Origin of the sequence: Litoreibacter halocynthiae (assembly GCF_004365635.1) — a bacterium.
Classification (GTDB): domain Bacteria; phylum Pseudomonadota; class Alphaproteobacteria; order Rhodobacterales; family Rhodobacteraceae; genus Litoreibacter; species Litoreibacter halocynthiae.
On the sequence record NZ_SOBH01000003.1, the window covers coordinates 579761 to 595242 of the forward strand.

Below are 15482 nucleotides of genomic sequence, written 5' to 3' on the forward strand. Positions count from 1 at the left end.
GATGGACGTGATTTTCTCCCCCCTTGTCCCATGGCCCGCGCTTTATATCGCTGCAGCGATCACCATGCTTTTCGCCATTCTCGCCATCTGGCGCGGCCTTGGCGGCTGGTGGCTTCGCGCTCCTGCCATGGCGGTGCTGCTTCTGGGTTTAGCGAACCCGTCCTTGCAAGATGAGGAGCGCGATCCGTTGTCCGATATCGTTGTGATGATCGTGGACGAAAGCGCCTCGCAGCGTCTGTCCGATCGCGCAAGCCAGACCGCGCAGGCGGTGGAGGCGCTGACCACCGACCTCACCTCGCGCGGGATGGAGTTGCGCACGATCACCGTGCCGGACGGGCAGGGCGACGCGGGCACCGAGTTGATGACCGCCCTCAACGATACGCTGTCCGAGGAGCCGAAATCGCGCATTGCGGGCACGATCCTTCTGACTGACGGCCAGTTGCATGACGCGGCGCGCGCGCCTGCACTGGAGGCCCCGCTGCATACGCTGCTCACGGGTCGCAGTACCGACTGGGACCGCCGCCTGATCGTCAAAAACGCCCCTGCCTTCGCCATTCTGGACGAGGAAATCACCCTCACCCTGCGCATCGAGAACCAAGGCGCGGTGCCACGCGACATCCCTGACCGCGCCAGTATTTCCATCGCGATTGACGGGGCCGAGGCGCAGACCTTCCAGGTGCCAACAGGCGAAGATCTGGAACTGCCCCTGAAGCTGCCTCATGGCGGTATGAACGTGCTGCAATTCAACGTGGCCGCCGACGAGACCGAGCTGACCGACCGCAACAATTCCGCCGTGGTGCAAATCAACGGCGTGCGTGACCGGCTGCGTGTTTTGCTGGTCTCCGGCGAGCCGCACGCGGGCGAGCGCACATGGCGCAATCTGTTGAAATCCGACAGCGCCGTGGACCTCGTCCACTTCACCATCCTGCGTCCGCCCGAAAAGCAGGACGGCGTGCCGGTGTCGGAGTTGTCCCTGATCGCCTTCCCGACCCGCGAGTTATTCCTTGAGAAGGTCGACGAGTTCGACCTGATCATCTTCGACCGCTACAAGCGCCGCGGCATCCTGCCTGCGCTCTATTTTGACAGCATCCGGCAATATGTCGAAAAAGGCGGCGCTGTGCTGGTTGCCGCAGGTCCCGATTTCGCCTCTGCCGACAGCATCTACCGCTCGCCCTTGGGGGACATCATGCCCGCAGAGCCAACCGCGCGGGTACTGGATCAGGGCTTTACACCGCTGATATCAGAGCTGGGCGCACGACACCCCGTCACCGAAGGCTTGGAGAAATTCGCGCCCAACCCCACCGTCGACGGCATCCCCGGCTGGGGCCGCTGGATGCGCCAGATCGAGGTGAAGCCGCTTCAAGGACAGACCGTGATGACCGGCATTGAGGAGCGCCCGCTGCTGACGCTGGATCGCGTGGGCGAGGGGCGCATCGCCTTGATGGCGTCGGATCAGGCGTGGCTGTGGCATCGCGGGTTCGAGGGCGGCGGGCCGCAACTCGAATTGCTGCGCCGCCTTGCGCATTGGATGATGAAGGAGCCCGACCTTGAGGAAGAGGCCCTGACCGCGATAGCCGAGGGCCAGACCATGACTCTCACGCGCCGCACTCTGGCGCTGGAGACCGGCGAGTTGGAAATCACCGCGCCCGACGGCACAGTCACGACGCTGCCGCTGGAGGAAACTTCTCCGGGCCGCTTCACCGCGACCTTTGAGGGGCCGGAACCCGGCCTCTATCGCCTGAAGGAAGGCGATCAGGAAAGCGTCGTCGCCTTGGGGCCAGCCGCCCCGCGCGAATTCATCGAGACGATCGCGTCCGGTGACAAGCTGGAAGATTTGGTAGATGCGACCCGTGGTGGCATTCTACGTCTGGAAGGCGGCATACCCAACCTGCGCATGGTCGGCGAGGGGCGTAACGCGGCGGGCCGTGGCTGGATCGGCCTGACCCCCCGCAACGCGTATCTCACGACGAACGTGACGGTAACCCCATTGGTCTCACCGTGGTTGTTCTTGTTTCTGGCAATTTTGCTGACCGTCGGTGCCTGGCTGCGCGAAGGCCGTCGCTAGGCCTATTCGAACTTCTGAAATAACTCTTCCAGATGCGGTACGAATTCCGTGCACATGGTAATCGAGATGCTGTCAGGATCGTAGAACGCATTGGCCTCACCACAAGATTCGATGCGAATCTCAACCGTTTCTGGGAGGGAAAAATCGCTGTTCAATTCTCCGATCTCGGCTTCAAGAAGCGGGCGGATCAGCGCCTCACGGTCGCCAGAGCCGAGCGCGAGTTTGAAGCTTTCACCGCTGCCGGGCTTTTCCATTTCATCGAATATCTGTCCCCAGCTCGAGATTGCCTGTTCGTACTCATCGGCGCAGCTCTCGGCCCGTTCCTCTGGCAAGCCAAGTTCCTCGGCAAGTTCCTCTCGCTCGTCGGGGGCCGCGCCGTAGAACAGGCATATATGGTTGTAATAGCGTTGCTCATCGGTGCCGTGCAGATCCCAATAGGCGACTTCTTCTTTTCCGTCGGGGTCGTTTATGAAGCCAAATGCGCTGTCATAGGCGATCTCTTGCGCTGTATCTTCGTCATACAGCGCGTCGATAAGTAACACCGCCATGGTGTCAGCGGCGTCTTCCTCTTGGCCGTAGATCGGAACCTCCATGAGGTCGATCACCGCGTGACCCATTTCATGGTAGAATATGGACAGAAGATTGGCCTCTACGAACGCGGTTTGATCCGCGAGGGCAGGCATTGGAAGGCATAGTGCTGCCACTAGGGGCCACTTCATTTCAGCTTTACCGTATAGGCCTGATCGGACCAGCCATGCACGTTGTCGCGGGCGCGGATAATCACTTCGTTAACACCGCTTGGCACTGTCACACCGGACAAGGACCGCGTGAACGGTTGCTCTGTCTCATGTGGGTGTGCCAGCTTGCGAAACCCCAACTCGGTGCCGTCGGGCGTGCTCACTGACCACCCGTCGGCATAGTGGTCCCAGCCGGTGTCCGGATGGCTGACGGTGACGTCAAAGGTCCAGCCGCCGCCTGCTTGACGCGCGGTGACACGTTTGACCTGCGCCTGATCCGCCAGAACGGGTGAGGCGAGAACAATCGCTGCAAAAGCGGAAACGTATAGAGGTCTCATGGTTCAGGTCTCCTTGGTGGCGGCTGGCATAGCTGGGCCACCTTCCAGAATCGTGCGCGGCAGCGACGAAAATTCGCGCTGCCAGATAATGAATGTGACTGCGATGGTCGCTATAATCAAGGGGATCGGCCCCAATAGCCACGCGAGTGTGCCCAGAGCGTAGTAAATAGCACGCAGCCCACGGTTGAAGTTCCACGCCGCGCGAATGTTGATTTCGCCCGCTTGGGCGGCACGCGCGTAGGTCGAGGGCTCGGATATGTCATTCGGCACCGCAGCCATGACCACCGCGCAGTAGCCGAACAGCCGGTTTGCCCACACAAATTTCAGAAATCCGTGGGTCAGAAACAGCACCACCACCAGAAGTTTCATTTGCCACACGATGTTCGGTACAGCTTCAACCGTCAGGTCGGAGGCCACCATCTGGATTTTCTCGGTATTGCCGATCATTGCCAAGGCGCCGCCGATGGCAATCATGCAGCCCGAGGCAAAGAACGCGGTGCCTTGGCGCAAATTGGTCAGGATCGCGGCGTCGAAAATGCGCGGCTCGCGGGTCACCAGCTGGCGCATCCACTCACGCCGGTACTCGACCATAATAACCGTGACGGAGCGTCTAACGGCGCTCGGATTCTCAATCCGCCAACTAACGGTGATCCAGCAGAACAACAGTAGAGCCAGCGCCACGGCGTCCAACATCGTCAACAAAGACAGGTGCTCAAGTATAGTCATCAGACAATCCTACGCGTGTTTCATGGGACTTGCTATATGGCCAAATTGGTAATATGTTTTTACCAATTGCCGCAGCTCAGGAGAATATCCGATGGAAATGCCTGCCCCGGACGTGAAGATCATGGCCAAGAAAGCCAAGTTGGTAGAGCGCCTGCAATCGGTGCTGCCCCTTGATGCGGTCATCCATGACGAGTTCGAGACGCGCGCCTATGAATGCGACGCCCTGACCGCTTATAAATGCCCGCCGCTTTGCGCGGTGCTGCCATCGTCGACACAAGAGGTCTCAGCCGTCTTGAAGATTTGCCATGAGGAAGGCGTCCCCGTGGTACCACGGGGTTCCGGCACGTCCTTGGCAGGGGGCGCGTTACCCACGGCGGATAGCGTGATCCTCGGCGTCGCCAAGCTCAACGATGTGATCGAAACAAGCTACGAGGACCGCTACATCAAGGTCCAGACCGGACGTACCAATCTCAGCGTCACCGGAGCCGTCGAGGAAAACGATTTCTTCTACGCCCCCGACCCGTCCTCGCAACTGGCCTGTGCTATTGCGGGCAATATCGCGATGAATTCCGGCGGGGCGCATTGCCTGAAATACGGTGTGACCACCAACAACCTGCTGGGCGTGACCATGGTGCAGATGGACGGTACCGTGGTTGAGATCGGCGGCGCGCATCTGGATTCGGGCGGCTACGATTTGCTGGGCCTGATCTGCGGCTCCGAGGGACAAATGGGAGTAGTGACCGAAGCCACCCTGCGCATTCTGCGCAAACCCGAAGGCGCGCGGCCCGTGCTGATGGGCTTTGACGATAACGAGGTCGCAGGCGCATGCGTGGCCGACATCATCAAGGCGGGCGTGCTGCCCGTCGCCATCGAATTCATGGACCGCCCGGTCATTCGCGCCACCGAGGCGTTCGCGGGCGCAGGCTACCCAGATTGCGAGGCGCTGCTGATCGTGGAGGTCGAAGGCTCCCCCGGAGAAATCGACGAGCAGTTGAGTAAAATTCTCGAAATCGCGCGTCGTCACAATCCGGTTGAGCTGCGCGAAAGCACCTCCGCCGAGGAAAGCGCCAAAATCTGGCTGGGCCGGAAATCTGCCTTCGGGGCGATGGGGCAAATCAACGATTATATGTGCCTTGATGGGACGATCCCCGTGTCAGAGCTTCCTTACGTTTTGAAACGCATTGGCGAGCTGTCCAAGCAATACGGATTAGACGTCGGCAACGTGTTTCACGCAGGCGACGGCAACATGCACCCGTTGATCCTGTTCGACGCCAATAAGGAAGGCGATCTGGAGCTGTGTGAAGCTATGGGTGCCGACATCCTGCGCCTATGCGTGGAAGTCGGCGGTTGTCTGACCGGAGAGCATGGTGTGGGGATCGAAAAACGCGATCTGATGTTCGACCAGTTCAAGCCCGAAGACATGGAAGCGCAGATGAAGGTCAAGGATGTGTTTGATCCGAAATGGCTTCTCAACCCTGCCAAGGTCTTCCCGCTGAGCGTGACCGAGACCCGACGCGCAGGCTGAACCCGCCCCTCCGGGGGGAATATTTTTGCCAAGATGAAACGCTATTGAAGAAGTTGATCCGACATGATGACACCTGACAGTGAAGCAGCGTTGGCCGAAGCGGTCGCAGGCGCGAAAGGCCCCTTGCGCATTCAAGGCGGCGGCACGCGACCGATCGGGCAGGCGGAGGGCGAGGTGCTGTCTACCGCTGGCCTGTCGGGTATCGAGCTGTACGAGCCGGGCGCTTTGACGCTGGTGGTTAGGGCGGGCACGCCTGTGGCGGTGATCGAGGCGGCACTGGCCAAGGAAAACCAGCGGCTGCCGTTCGATCCGATGGACCACCGCGCGTTGCTTGGCACCAAGGGGGAGCCGACGATTGGCGGGGTTGTGGCCACGAACGCCTCCGGCCCGCGCCGTATTCAGGCCGGTGCCTGCCGCGACAGTCTGATCGGGGTGCGCTACGTGGACGGTCAGGGGGCCGTGATCAAGAACGGCGGGCGCGTGATGAAGAACGTCACCGGCTATGATTTGGTCAAGCTGTTGGCAGGGTCATATGGCACCTTGGGCGTGTTGACCGAGGTGGGCTTCAAGGTGCTGCCCGGCATTGAGGCCACGGCGACACTGGTGCTGAACGGCTTGGATGTGACTCGCGCGGTGGATGCGATGTCGAAGGCGTTGGGCTCCCCGTTCGAAATTTCGGCCGCCGCGCATTTCCCTGAAACAGGTCAAACAACACTCCGGTTGGAAGGTTTTGAGGCGTCTGTAACGTATCGCATGGCGCAGCTCCGCGCCCTTCTGGACGGGTTCGGTGATATGGAAGAGCTGCATGGCGACGCGTCCCGCGATCTGTGGACCGCCACCCGCGACGTGACGCATTTTGCGGGCGCGCAGGGCGATCTATGGCGCATTTCGGTAAAACCAAGCGACGCGCCGGACGTGGTCAAGCACTTGCCCGACGGCGCGCGCCTGTCGCTCGACTGGGGAGGGGGGATGATCTGGGTTGTCGCACCCAAAGGCGCGGACATTCGCGCCGCGCTGGGTGGCATCGCGGGCCATGCGACTTGTCTACGGGGCAGCGCGCCGACGTTCCATCCGGAGCCTGCGCCGGTGGCGGCGATCTCCCGAGGTCTGCGTGAAAAGTTCGACCCGCGCGGTATTCTGAACACCGGATTGATGGGGTAAACCATGCAAACGAACTTCAGCCCAGAGCAGCTCAAAGACCCCTCCACCGCCCGTTCCGAGCAGGTATTACGCACCTGCGTGCATTGCGGGTTTTGCACCGCCACTTGCCCGACATACCAGATTCTTGGCGACGAGTTGGACAGCCCCAGAGGCCGCATCTACCTGATCAAGGACATGCTGGAAAACGACCGCAAACCCGACGCCAAGACGGTCAAGCATATCGACCGCTGCCTGTCCTGCCTTGCCTGCATGACGACCTGCCCATCGGGCGTGCACTACATGCATCTGGTCGATCATGCCCGCGAGTATATCGAGGAGCATTACGACCGCCCCCTGACCGACCGCGCGTTGCGCTGGGTGTTGGCGCGTATCCTGCCCTACCCGAACCGCTTCCGTCTGGCGCTTCTGGGTGCCAAGATCGGCAGGCCCTTCGCCCGCTTCATGCCGGATGCGCGGCTCAGGGCGATGCTGGAAATGGCCCCGAAAACCATTCCACCAGTGTCGCGCAACGACGACCCGCAGACCTTCGCGCCCGAGGCCTCCAAAAAGATGCGCGTCGCCTTGATGACCGGCTGCGCGCAAAAGGCGCTCAACACCGATATCAACGATGCCACCATTCGCCTGCTGACCCGTCTGGGCTGCGAGGTCGTTGTGGCCGAGGGTGCTGGTTGTTGCGGGGCGCTGACCCACCACATGGGCAAAACCTCCGAAAGCCACGCTACCGCCGCCAAGAACATCCGTGCTTGGGACGCCGAGATGAAGGGCAAGGGTTTGGATGCCATCGTCATCAACACCTCCGGCTGCGGCACGACGGTCAAAGATTACGGCCACATGTTCCGCAATGAGCCGCTGGCCGCAGAGGCCGACGCGGTGTCGAAAATCGCCATGGACGTGTCGGAGGTGCTGATGAAGCTGGACCTGCCGCAAGGCGCGGATCAGGACTTGAAAGTCGCCTACCACGCAGCCTGTTCCTTGCAACACGGCCAGCAGATCAAGACCTACCCGAAAGACCTGCTCAAGCGTGCTGGCTTCACGGTGTTGGAGCCGAAAGACCCGCATTTGTGCTGCGGCTCGGCGGGGACATATAACCTGATGCAGCCCGAGATTTCCAAGCAGCTGAAAAACCGCAAGGTGCAAACGCTGGAGGCCAAGAACCCTGATATCATCGCTGCCGGCAATATCGGCTGTATGATGCAAATCGGGTCTGGCACACAGGTACCGATCGTTCACACGGTCGAGCTTCTGGATTGGGCTACGGGCGGTCCGAAACCGCCTGCGATGCTTGCGGCTGCGAATGGTGGCGCGCGTCCGATGGACATTCCCGTCCTACGCTGACGGTGCAATTGCCCATCTTGGGGTTCAGCCTGACCGGAACCGCACCGATGGCACGGTTCCCGTTTTATGGTCTCCGCAGGGCCTATGGAGTACAGTCTGTCACTGCCGCATAATATCCGTCGTAGCGCGATTGCTCAAAAGGTGGTCTGGACAAGTCCGCTGACGTTGGTCTCACTGGCTGTGCTGGCCTAAGCGCCAAAAATTAACCCATGCCTGCCGCATTCTTGCCCCAACTGTTTTCTACTGAGGATCAAAACGGGCATATCGGGGCGATTTATGCGATTTCTGGCAACACTGATAACGGCATTACTGCTGGCAACCTCTACGCAGGCGGAAGGCGTGCTCAAGTCGCTCACATCGCTGGACGCGACCAAGGCATGGCAGGGCGTGGGCCGCATCAATTTGGGGAGCTCTGGATTTTGCACAGGCACTTTGATTGCCCCCGATCTGGTGCTGACAGCGGCGCATTGCTTTTTCGACAACACCGGCGCGCGCACCGACGATTCCGAAATCGAATTTCTGGCCGGATGGCAACACGGGCGCGCCTCCGCTTATCGCGGGGCGAAGCGGTCGGTGATCCATCCCGATTACGTCTACAAAGGGCGTGGCAATGTCGACAAAGTGTCGTCCGATCTGGCGTTGATCCAGCTGGACCAGCCGATCAAGAACCCGTCCATTCGTCCGTTCAACACGGCCGTTGAGGTGGGTCGCGGGCAGGAGGTGCAGGTTATTTCCTACGCCAAACACCGCGAAAACTCCCCGTCCATTCAGGAAACCTGCAACGTGCTTGCACGCGATCCGGGTGTATATGTAACCTCTTGCGACGTGGACTTCGGCTCTTCGGGCGCGCCGATCTTCGCCATCCAGAACGGTGAGCCGGTGATCCTGTCCGTGGTCTCCGCCAAAGCCGAATGGCGCTCGCAGAAAGTGGCGCTTGGCGTGGGGCTGGACCAACGCCTGTCCGTGCTTTTGAGCGAAATCGAATATAATGATGGTGTGTTCCGCCGCGTCGATACCGGCGCCTCCCGCGTGGCGCTGCAATCGGGCATCCAGCCGTCCGGCGCGTTGTTTATAAAACCGTAAGCGCAGGGGCTTGAAACCCCGACCATCCTTTCCCAAATCAATGTTACCGGATGCCCGAACGGGGTCCGGCAACTGCAAACCGGGCCTGTCCATTTGGAAGGCCCGACACTGTAAACATTGCTTTTGAAAAGGATGAAAACCATGCGAGCATATGATTTCGCCCCCCTTCACCGCGCCACTGTCGGATTTGACCGTGTCGCCGACCTGATGGACCGCGTGATGTCCACGGAAGTCACAAACTCCACATACCCGCCCTATAATATCGAGAAAACCGGCGACGACTCCTACCGCATCTCGGTAGCTGTCGCAGGCTTCTCCGAGGCTGACCTGACCGTCGAACAGCGCGAAAACGCGCTCGTGGTATCTGCAAAGAAAGCCGATGAGGGCGAGGAAAAGACCTACCTGCACCGTGGCATCGCCACCCGCGCCTTCGAGAAGCGCTTCCACCTCGCGGACCACGTTCGCGTGACATCGGCAAACCACGCCGACGGGATGCTGCATATCGATCTGGTGCGTGAAGTGCCCGAGGCGCTGAAACCGCGCCAAATCCAGATCAGCAAAGCATCTGATCCCAAGGCGATCGAGGCCTAACCCTCTCGCCTAACGGAAACGGCCCCGTGCTCCCCAGCTGGGGCCGTTTTTATTGATCAGTGGTTGCTCCGGACCGCAGCCTTAACTCCGCAGTAAGGTTAACGCGCGCCGTCACCCGCCACACCTATTGCTTCATCTTGGCAAAAATATTCGCCCCGCAGGGTCGGCCAACATCCTAGAACCACTGTCCAGGCTCCATCAGCCCCAGTTCCAGCAACTGGTTGGAATTCCACTCGAATTTCGCGGAATTTTTCCACCAGAAATGCGGGATCGCGTACATTGATCCGGGGTTGGACACCAACGCCTTGGCCGTGCGGAACGAACAGATCGTGGCCGAGATGTTGTGGTGCCACGGGCAGCAATACGTGTTGTATTCCTGTAGGTTAAACGTGTGATTGCCGTTCAGCTTCAACCCTTTGACGGCGTGGAACAGCCCGACGCGGTCGATACGGCGGCGCGCCCATGGAATATGCTCCTCAAACCGCCAGCGCAGCCCTCCGAAGAAGTCGAGTTGCCGGTCCAGCGCCTCCCCGTCTTCGGTAAAGCGCGCCAGTGCATAATAGCCCGACTTGTCCATATAGGCGTCATCCAGACACACCGCATTGGGGTACTTGCCAAGGTCCTTGGAATACAAATCGACCACATAGGTCATGACCGTGTGGCGCCGCTCTTCGATGTTGAACGCGATCAGCTCGCGCACATTCCGCGTCTCGCAGAACGGGAAAAATAGATATTCCGCGTTAAAGCAGTAGTGCATCCAGACGCCGGGAAAGAGCTTGATGACCTCGTTCGTGATGGTGGCAAAGGCATCCTGCTCATGCACATCCGCCTCGATCAGGTGCAGGCCGTCGCGGTCTTCAGGCAGCAAATGGCCGGAGGCAAAGGCAAGAACCTCGCGGAAACCCATCTTTTGAACATGCGCAATGGTGCTTTCGACCTCGGTGCCATCCTCGATAAACACGAGCGCGAATGGTCCTTTGGCCGACAGATGCGTCGGGGCGACGTCCAGAAACGCACGTAAAGAGCTGTGCCGCATGCCTGTTATTCTTTCCTTTTTGCTCGCGGCTAAACTCTGTCATTGCGCCTTGAATTGCAAGATCGCACAGGCTGCGCTATGCCCCGCCTCAACCCTTATCCCGCAGGTGTCTCATGTCGAACGCTAAGAAGCTCTTTATCAAGACCTATGGCTGCCAGATGAATGTCTATGACAGCGAACGCATGGCGGAAGCCTTGGGGGCCGAAGGCTATGAGGCGACCGAGGTCATGGCCGACGCCGACATGATCCTTCTCAACACCTGCCATATCCGTGAAAAGGCGGCCGAGAAGCTCTATTCTGATCTGGGCCGGTTGCGCCCGTTGAAGGAAGACAAACCGGACCTGAAAATCGGTGTGGCCGGCTGCGTCGCGCAGGCCGAAGGTGCGGAAATCATGCGCCGTCAGCCGATGGTCGATCTGGTCGTCGGGCCGCAAACCTACCACCGTTTGCCCGACCTTATGGAGAAGGTGAACAAGGGCGAACAAGCGCTCGACACAGACTTCCCCGAAGAAGACAAGTTCGAGCATTTACCTAAACGCGAAAGCAAGGCCCGTCCGTCCGCCTTCCTGACGGTGCAGGAAGGTTGCGACAAGTTCTGCGCCTTCTGCGTGGTGCCCTATACCCGCGGCGCGGAAGTCTCCCGCCCACCGGAACGCCTGATCGCCGAGGCCCGCAATCTGGTGGAGCGCGGCGTGCGCGAGATCACTCTGCTGGGCCAGAACGTCAACGCCTATCACGGCGAAGGCGCGGACGGCACATGGGGGCTCGCCCGCCTGATCTGGGCGCTAAACGACATCGAGGGGCTGAAACGCATCCGCTTTACCACCTCGCATCCCAACGACATGGAAGACGCCTTGATCGAGGCACACGGCACCTGCGACAAGCTGATGCCCTATTTGCACCTTCCCGTGCAGTCAGGGTCCGACAAAATCCTCAAGGCGATGAACCGCAAGCACACTGCCGCCAGCTACATCGACCTGATCGGCCGCATCCGCGCCGCGCGTCCTGATCTATTGTTGTCCGGTGACTTTATCGTCGGCTTCCCCGGCGAGACCGAGGAGGATTTCGAGGCCACGCTGGATCTGGTCCGCAAGGTGAATTACGGGCAGGCCTATTCTTTCAAATACTCCGCCCGCCCGGGAACGCCCGCCGCCGAAAAAGCACCAGCCCCGGACGACATCGCGTCGGAGCGTTTGCAGCGCTTGCAAGCCCTGCTGTCCGAGCAGCAATACGCCGCACAGCGTGGCATGGTCGGGCGCGTGGTCGGCGTATTGTTCGAAAAGAAAGGGCGTCTTGAGGGGCAACTGGTCGGCAAATCCGACTACCTGCACGCGGTTCACTGTGACGCGCCGGAGCACATGATCGGCACCGTTCAACGCGTGCGCATCGAGGCCAGTGTCACCAACTCGTTGAAAGGCGTGTTGGCCTAGGGAAGTCCCCAGCACCCAAGAGTGCCCTAAGGGCAGGGTTTTCGGACAATTCTGCGAAAAATCCTACCACTGTTGCCGATTCGGCAACTATATGTGGTAAAAACCTCTTTAATTTACACACAAATTTGATAGTCTTGGGCATATATAGGTGGATGTATCGGTAACCAGTCAACGGGTCGGTGCAAGAAGTTCAAGATTTACACGCAAAAGGACGAGGCAGTGAAACTCAATCTTTCAAAAATCCTGCGAAGCGCGTTGGGGGGATGTGCCGTTGTGGTGTCCGCTTTGGCGTTTTCGACAGCAGGCGCTTCTGCGCAGCAGCAATATGTCTATACCGAAGACGGGTTCAGCCAGGGCACGGTGGCCAACGGCAAGATCGTTCGTCGTACAACCATCCGTGCGGAGCGCTACATTCCGACCATCTGGGTCGACCCGGACGGGTGCGAACACTGGGTTATGGATGACGGTTTCGAAGGTTTCATGACGCCGCACGTCACCCGTCAGGGCATTCCGGTTTGCCGCCGTGGCAACACCTGTGCCGTGATGAACTCGGATCAGCTTTTTGCGACCAACCAAGCCACCATCAACGCAGCGAACAAGCGTCGCTTGCAGCAGTTCTTCCAGTCGGCAGGTGCCACGGCTTACATCATCGAAGGTCACACCGACAGCCGCGCCAGCGATGCCTACAACCTGAACCTGTCGCAGCGCCGCGCGAATGCGGTTGCTCAGGTGGCCCGCTCTGTTGGGGCTCGTATCTCCGCGACACGCGGCTACGGTGAACGCGTACCAAAAGCGTCCAACGGCACCTCACGCGGCATGGCGGCCAACCGCCGTGTTGAAATTCAGTGCATTCGCTAAGGGAACGATGACATGAAAATGACCAAACTTTTAGCAGTTGTCTCCCTTGGAGCCCTCGCCGCGTGTAGCGGTGGGCTCACTGGCGAAGGCAATGGCGGCGATAAAACCCGCGATTACTCCGGCCTGTTCGGGCGTGGCCAAAAAGACCTAAGCCAGCTGGAAGCCGGCATCTGGGTTGATCCGCGCGGCTGTGATCACTGGATCATCGACGACGGTATCGAGGGTTACCTCTCCGCCCGTCTGGACCGCAACGGCAAGCCCGTTTGCTCCGGTGCAGCCCCTCCCGGCTACGCGACTGGCAACTACCGCGGCTCCGACGACGTGCGTGACCCGATCTAGGTGCCTTGCATTTCTGCAAATTTTGAAAAGGCTGCCCTCCGGGGCGGCCTTTTTTCGTATCAGACATGTGAAACATGGCCCACCCCCCTTGCACGCCCATGCCTGCTCATGCACCCTTCCCATGCAACCCAACTCAGGAGAGCTCTTTGACCACAAGTGAATTGACCGTGGGCGCCACGGACGCGGCCCCGTCCGAAACCCTTCTGGAGTTTCCCGACAATCGGTTGCTGATTGACTTATGTGGAGAGTTCGACCGCAACCTTGCCCAGATCGAACAAGTCCTAGGCGTGCAAATCGTGCGACGTGGCAACCAGTTGGCCGTCATGGGCGAAGCGATGGAAAAAGCCGTCGCCGTTCTGGAGGCGCTCTATATGCGGCTGGAGGGCGGGCGCTCGGTCGAGATGGCTGATATCGAGGCCGAAATCCGCATGGGCCGGTCTGCCGACAATACCGGCATCCGTGACGGCGACCAGATCGAGATGTTCAACGCAGGCGTCGAGATCAAGACCCGCAAGAAAACCGTGGAGCCGCGCACGCAGGCCCAGAAAGACTACGTCACCTCGCTGTTCAACAACGAGCTGGCCTTCGGCATCGGCCCCGCTGGTACCGGTAAAACTTATCTGGCTGTGGCGGTGGGCGTATCGCTGTTCATCACCGGCAAGGTCGACAAGATCATTCTGTCCCGCCCCGCTGTTGAGGCGGGGGAGCGTTTGGGCTTCCTGCCCGGTGACATGAAGGACAAAGTCGATCCTTACATGCAGCCTCTCTACGATGCGCTGAACGATTTTCTACCCGGCAAACAGACTGCCAAGTTGATTGAGGAAAAGCGCATCGAGATAGCGCCGCTGGCCTTCATGCGGGGCCGCACGCTGTCCAACGCCTTCGTGGTGCTGGACGAGGCGCAGAACGCCACGACCATGCAGATGAAGATGTTCCTGACCCGTCTGGGGCAGGGGTCGCGCATGGTGATCACAGGGGACCGCTCGCAGGTCGACTTGCCCCGCGGTGTCCAGTCCGGCCTGCGCGAGGCAGAGACACTGATCAAGGGCGTCAAAGGGGTGTCCTTCAGCTACTTCACCGCCAAAGACGTCGTCCGCCACCCGCTCGTCGCGCGGATCATCGAAGCCTACGAGGCAGCAGAGGCCAAAGGGTAGGTTGGGCTGCGGATGTGGGGAGTGGCTGTTTTATGCCCTTTCTAACGAATGTCGTCGGGCTAATAATTATTGGTGAATTTGGCCGTAGTTAAACTTCAGTCGTTTCAAGCTTTGGGCAGGATCAAATCCGTGCCCGATGGTCCTTGGCAAAACGCTACGCAGCTTTCGGCGAACATCTCAATTAGTCTTCGCTTAGGCCCCGATGCAAAGCCGAGTGACAGGGTGACACCGCTTGTGCTGTCGGTGATTGGCAGGCAGCGAATGTTGCTGCCTGAATACGTCGGCACGTCCCGTGGTTTCATGTTCAAAAGGGAAATCCCGATTTTCGAGGCGACAAGTGAACGGACCATTTCCGTAGAATTTGCAGTTGCCACGATCTGAAGATCTGCGCCCCCTTGCTCAAGCAATTCCAGGTAATACCCACGCGCGGCAGGCCGGTCCAAAAGGATCAGCGGTTCACACACAATTTGGGAGACCGTCACAGCATCATAAGCTGCTAAGGCATGGTCAGCCGGACACAGGCAATAGGTTGGTGCATAGATAAGCGTTCGGGTCTCGATCTGTGGGTTGGGCAGTTCTTCGACAAACAGGATCATATCGAATTGTCCGTCCAGCAACCCCTGTTGGATCGAGTCATTGTCGCCTTCGGTGAATGTGAAGGCCACGCCGGGATAGGCTGCCAACATTTGTGCGGCAAGCTCTGGCAAGAAGGCAGGGGCGATTGGCGCGTTGTATCCGATTGCCAAATTTCCCGAGAGGCTGGATTGCAGGTCGGAGACATCCGTCAGCAACATATCATACCGGTCCAATAAATCATCAATGCGCCGCCCAATGTCGCGGCCCGCTGCGGTTGGAAATATCCCCTTGGCCCGTGCGCGTGTCACGAGCGCAACGCCAAAGGCGGCTTCGGCCTTATCCAAAGCGGCTGCGATTGCAGATGGCGTCACATGGGCAGCCTCGGCCGCGTGGGTGATGCTGCCATATTTCAGTGCAGCTTGAACGTAGCGCATTGCGCGGACGGACAATGTCATGACTTAACCTCGGATTTTTTGAGATATTGCATCACATAAAACTATTTTCCAAAGGATAACGCATTTGGCAGGG

At 59.5% G+C, this 15482-nt stretch carries 15 protein-coding genes; 10 read left to right on the forward strand and 5 right to left on the reverse strand.

The window, feature by feature from the left end; all coding sequences use genetic code 11:
• Nucleotide 1 precedes the first annotated feature (1 nt).
• Nucleotides 2-2065 (forward strand): hypothetical protein, encoded by a 2064-nt coding sequence (locus BDE40_RS14650; protein ID WP_134015724.1) that lies wholly within the window; start codon nt 2-4, stop codon nt 2063-2065.
• Nucleotides 2066-2067: 2 nt separating this feature from the next.
• On the opposite strand, the gene BDE40_RS14655 is transcribed toward BDE40_RS14650, so the two are convergent.
• From BDE40_RS14655 to BDE40_RS14665, 3 genes are read right to left on the reverse strand one after another with little or no spacing between them, the layout of a single operon-like run.
• Nucleotides 2068-2748, reverse strand: a complete 681-nt coding sequence (locus tag BDE40_RS14655; protein ID WP_246030463.1) for a DUF4344 domain-containing metallopeptidase — start codon at nt 2746-2748, stop codon at nt 2068-2070.
• A 32-nt stretch (nt 2749-2780) separates the two neighbouring features.
• Entirely contained in the window at nt 2781-3140 is a 360-nt protein-coding gene (locus BDE40_RS14660) for a hypothetical protein (RefSeq protein ID WP_134015728.1), read from the reverse strand.
• A gap of 3 nt (nt 3141-3143) precedes the next feature.
• Nucleotides 3144-3866 (reverse strand): DUF599 domain-containing protein, encoded by a 723-nt coding sequence (locus BDE40_RS14665; RefSeq protein WP_134015730.1) that lies wholly within the window; start codon nt 3864-3866, stop codon nt 3144-3146.
• Between the two features lie 91 nt (nt 3867-3957).
• Here BDE40_RS14665 and BDE40_RS14670 point away from each other — a divergent pair, with 91 nt between their 5' ends.
• The 5 genes from BDE40_RS14670 to BDE40_RS14690 all read left to right on the forward strand — a co-directional run bounded on the left by BDE40_RS14670 (nt 3958) and on the right by BDE40_RS14690 (nt 9561).
• On the forward strand, nt 3958-5391 hold the full coding sequence (locus tag BDE40_RS14670; protein WP_134015732.1) for an FAD-linked oxidase C-terminal domain-containing protein: 1434 nt from the start codon (nt 3958-3960) through the stop codon (nt 5389-5391).
• A gap of 66 nt (nt 5392-5457) precedes the next feature.
• On the forward strand, nt 5458-6552 hold the full coding sequence (locus BDE40_RS14675; protein ID WP_134015988.1) for an FAD-binding protein: 1095 nt from the start codon (nt 5458-5460) through the stop codon (nt 6550-6552).
• Nucleotides 6553-6555: 3 nt separating this feature from the next.
• Nucleotides 6556-7887, forward strand: a complete 1332-nt coding sequence (glcF, locus tag BDE40_RS14680; RefSeq protein WP_134015734.1) for a glycolate oxidase subunit GlcF — start codon at nt 6556-6558, stop codon at nt 7885-7887.
• A gap of 276 nt (nt 7888-8163) precedes the next feature.
• Complete coding sequence (locus tag BDE40_RS14685; protein ID WP_134015736.1) at nt 8164-8970, forward strand: trypsin-like serine peptidase; 807 nt, start codon at nt 8164-8166, stop codon at nt 8968-8970.
• Between the two features lie 141 nt (nt 8971-9111).
• Nucleotides 9112-9561: an Hsp20 family protein gene (locus tag BDE40_RS14690; RefSeq protein ID WP_134015738.1), complete on the forward strand. Its 450-nt coding sequence runs from the start codon at nt 9112-9114 to the stop codon at nt 9559-9561.
• A 175-nt stretch (nt 9562-9736) separates the two neighbouring features.
• On the opposite strand, the gene BDE40_RS14695 is transcribed toward BDE40_RS14690, so the two are convergent.
• The gene (locus BDE40_RS14695; RefSeq protein WP_134015740.1) at nt 9737-10597 is read right to left on the reverse strand and encodes a hypothetical protein; all 861 of its coding nucleotides are present in this window, start codon (nt 10595-10597) and stop codon (nt 9737-9739) included.
• 113 nt (nt 10598-10710) lie between these two features.
• Here BDE40_RS14695 and miaB point away from each other — a divergent pair, with 113 nt between their 5' ends.
• From miaB to BDE40_RS14715, 4 genes are all read left to right on the forward strand, one after another.
• Nucleotides 10711-12027, forward strand: coding sequence for a tRNA (N6-isopentenyl adenosine(37)-C2)-methylthiotransferase MiaB (gene miaB / locus BDE40_RS14700; RefSeq protein WP_134015742.1), 1317 nt, complete (start codon nt 10711-10713; stop codon nt 12025-12027).
• Nucleotides 12028-12246: 219 nt separating this feature from the next.
• Nucleotides 12247-12885, forward strand: a complete 639-nt coding sequence (locus BDE40_RS14705) for an OmpA family protein (RefSeq protein ID WP_425462401.1) — start codon at nt 12247-12249, stop codon at nt 12883-12885.
• 12 nt (nt 12886-12897) lie between these two features.
• Nucleotides 12898-13224, forward strand: coding sequence for a hypothetical protein (locus BDE40_RS14710; RefSeq protein ID WP_134015743.1), 327 nt, complete (start codon nt 12898-12900; stop codon nt 13222-13224).
• A gap of 98 nt (nt 13225-13322) precedes the next feature.
• The gene (locus BDE40_RS14715) at nt 13323-14378 is read left to right on the forward strand and encodes a PhoH family protein (protein WP_134015745.1); all 1056 of its coding nucleotides are present in this window, start codon (nt 13323-13325) and stop codon (nt 14376-14378) included.
• A 104-nt stretch (nt 14379-14482) separates the two neighbouring features.
• On the opposite strand, the gene BDE40_RS14720 is transcribed toward BDE40_RS14715, so the two are convergent.
• Nucleotides 14483-15409 carry a LysR family transcriptional regulator gene (locus tag BDE40_RS14720; RefSeq protein ID WP_134015746.1) on the reverse strand — a complete coding sequence of 309 codons (927 nt, stop codon included), beginning with the start codon at nt 15407-15409 and terminating at the stop codon, nt 14483-14485.
• Nucleotides 15410-15482 lie beyond the last annotated feature (73 nt).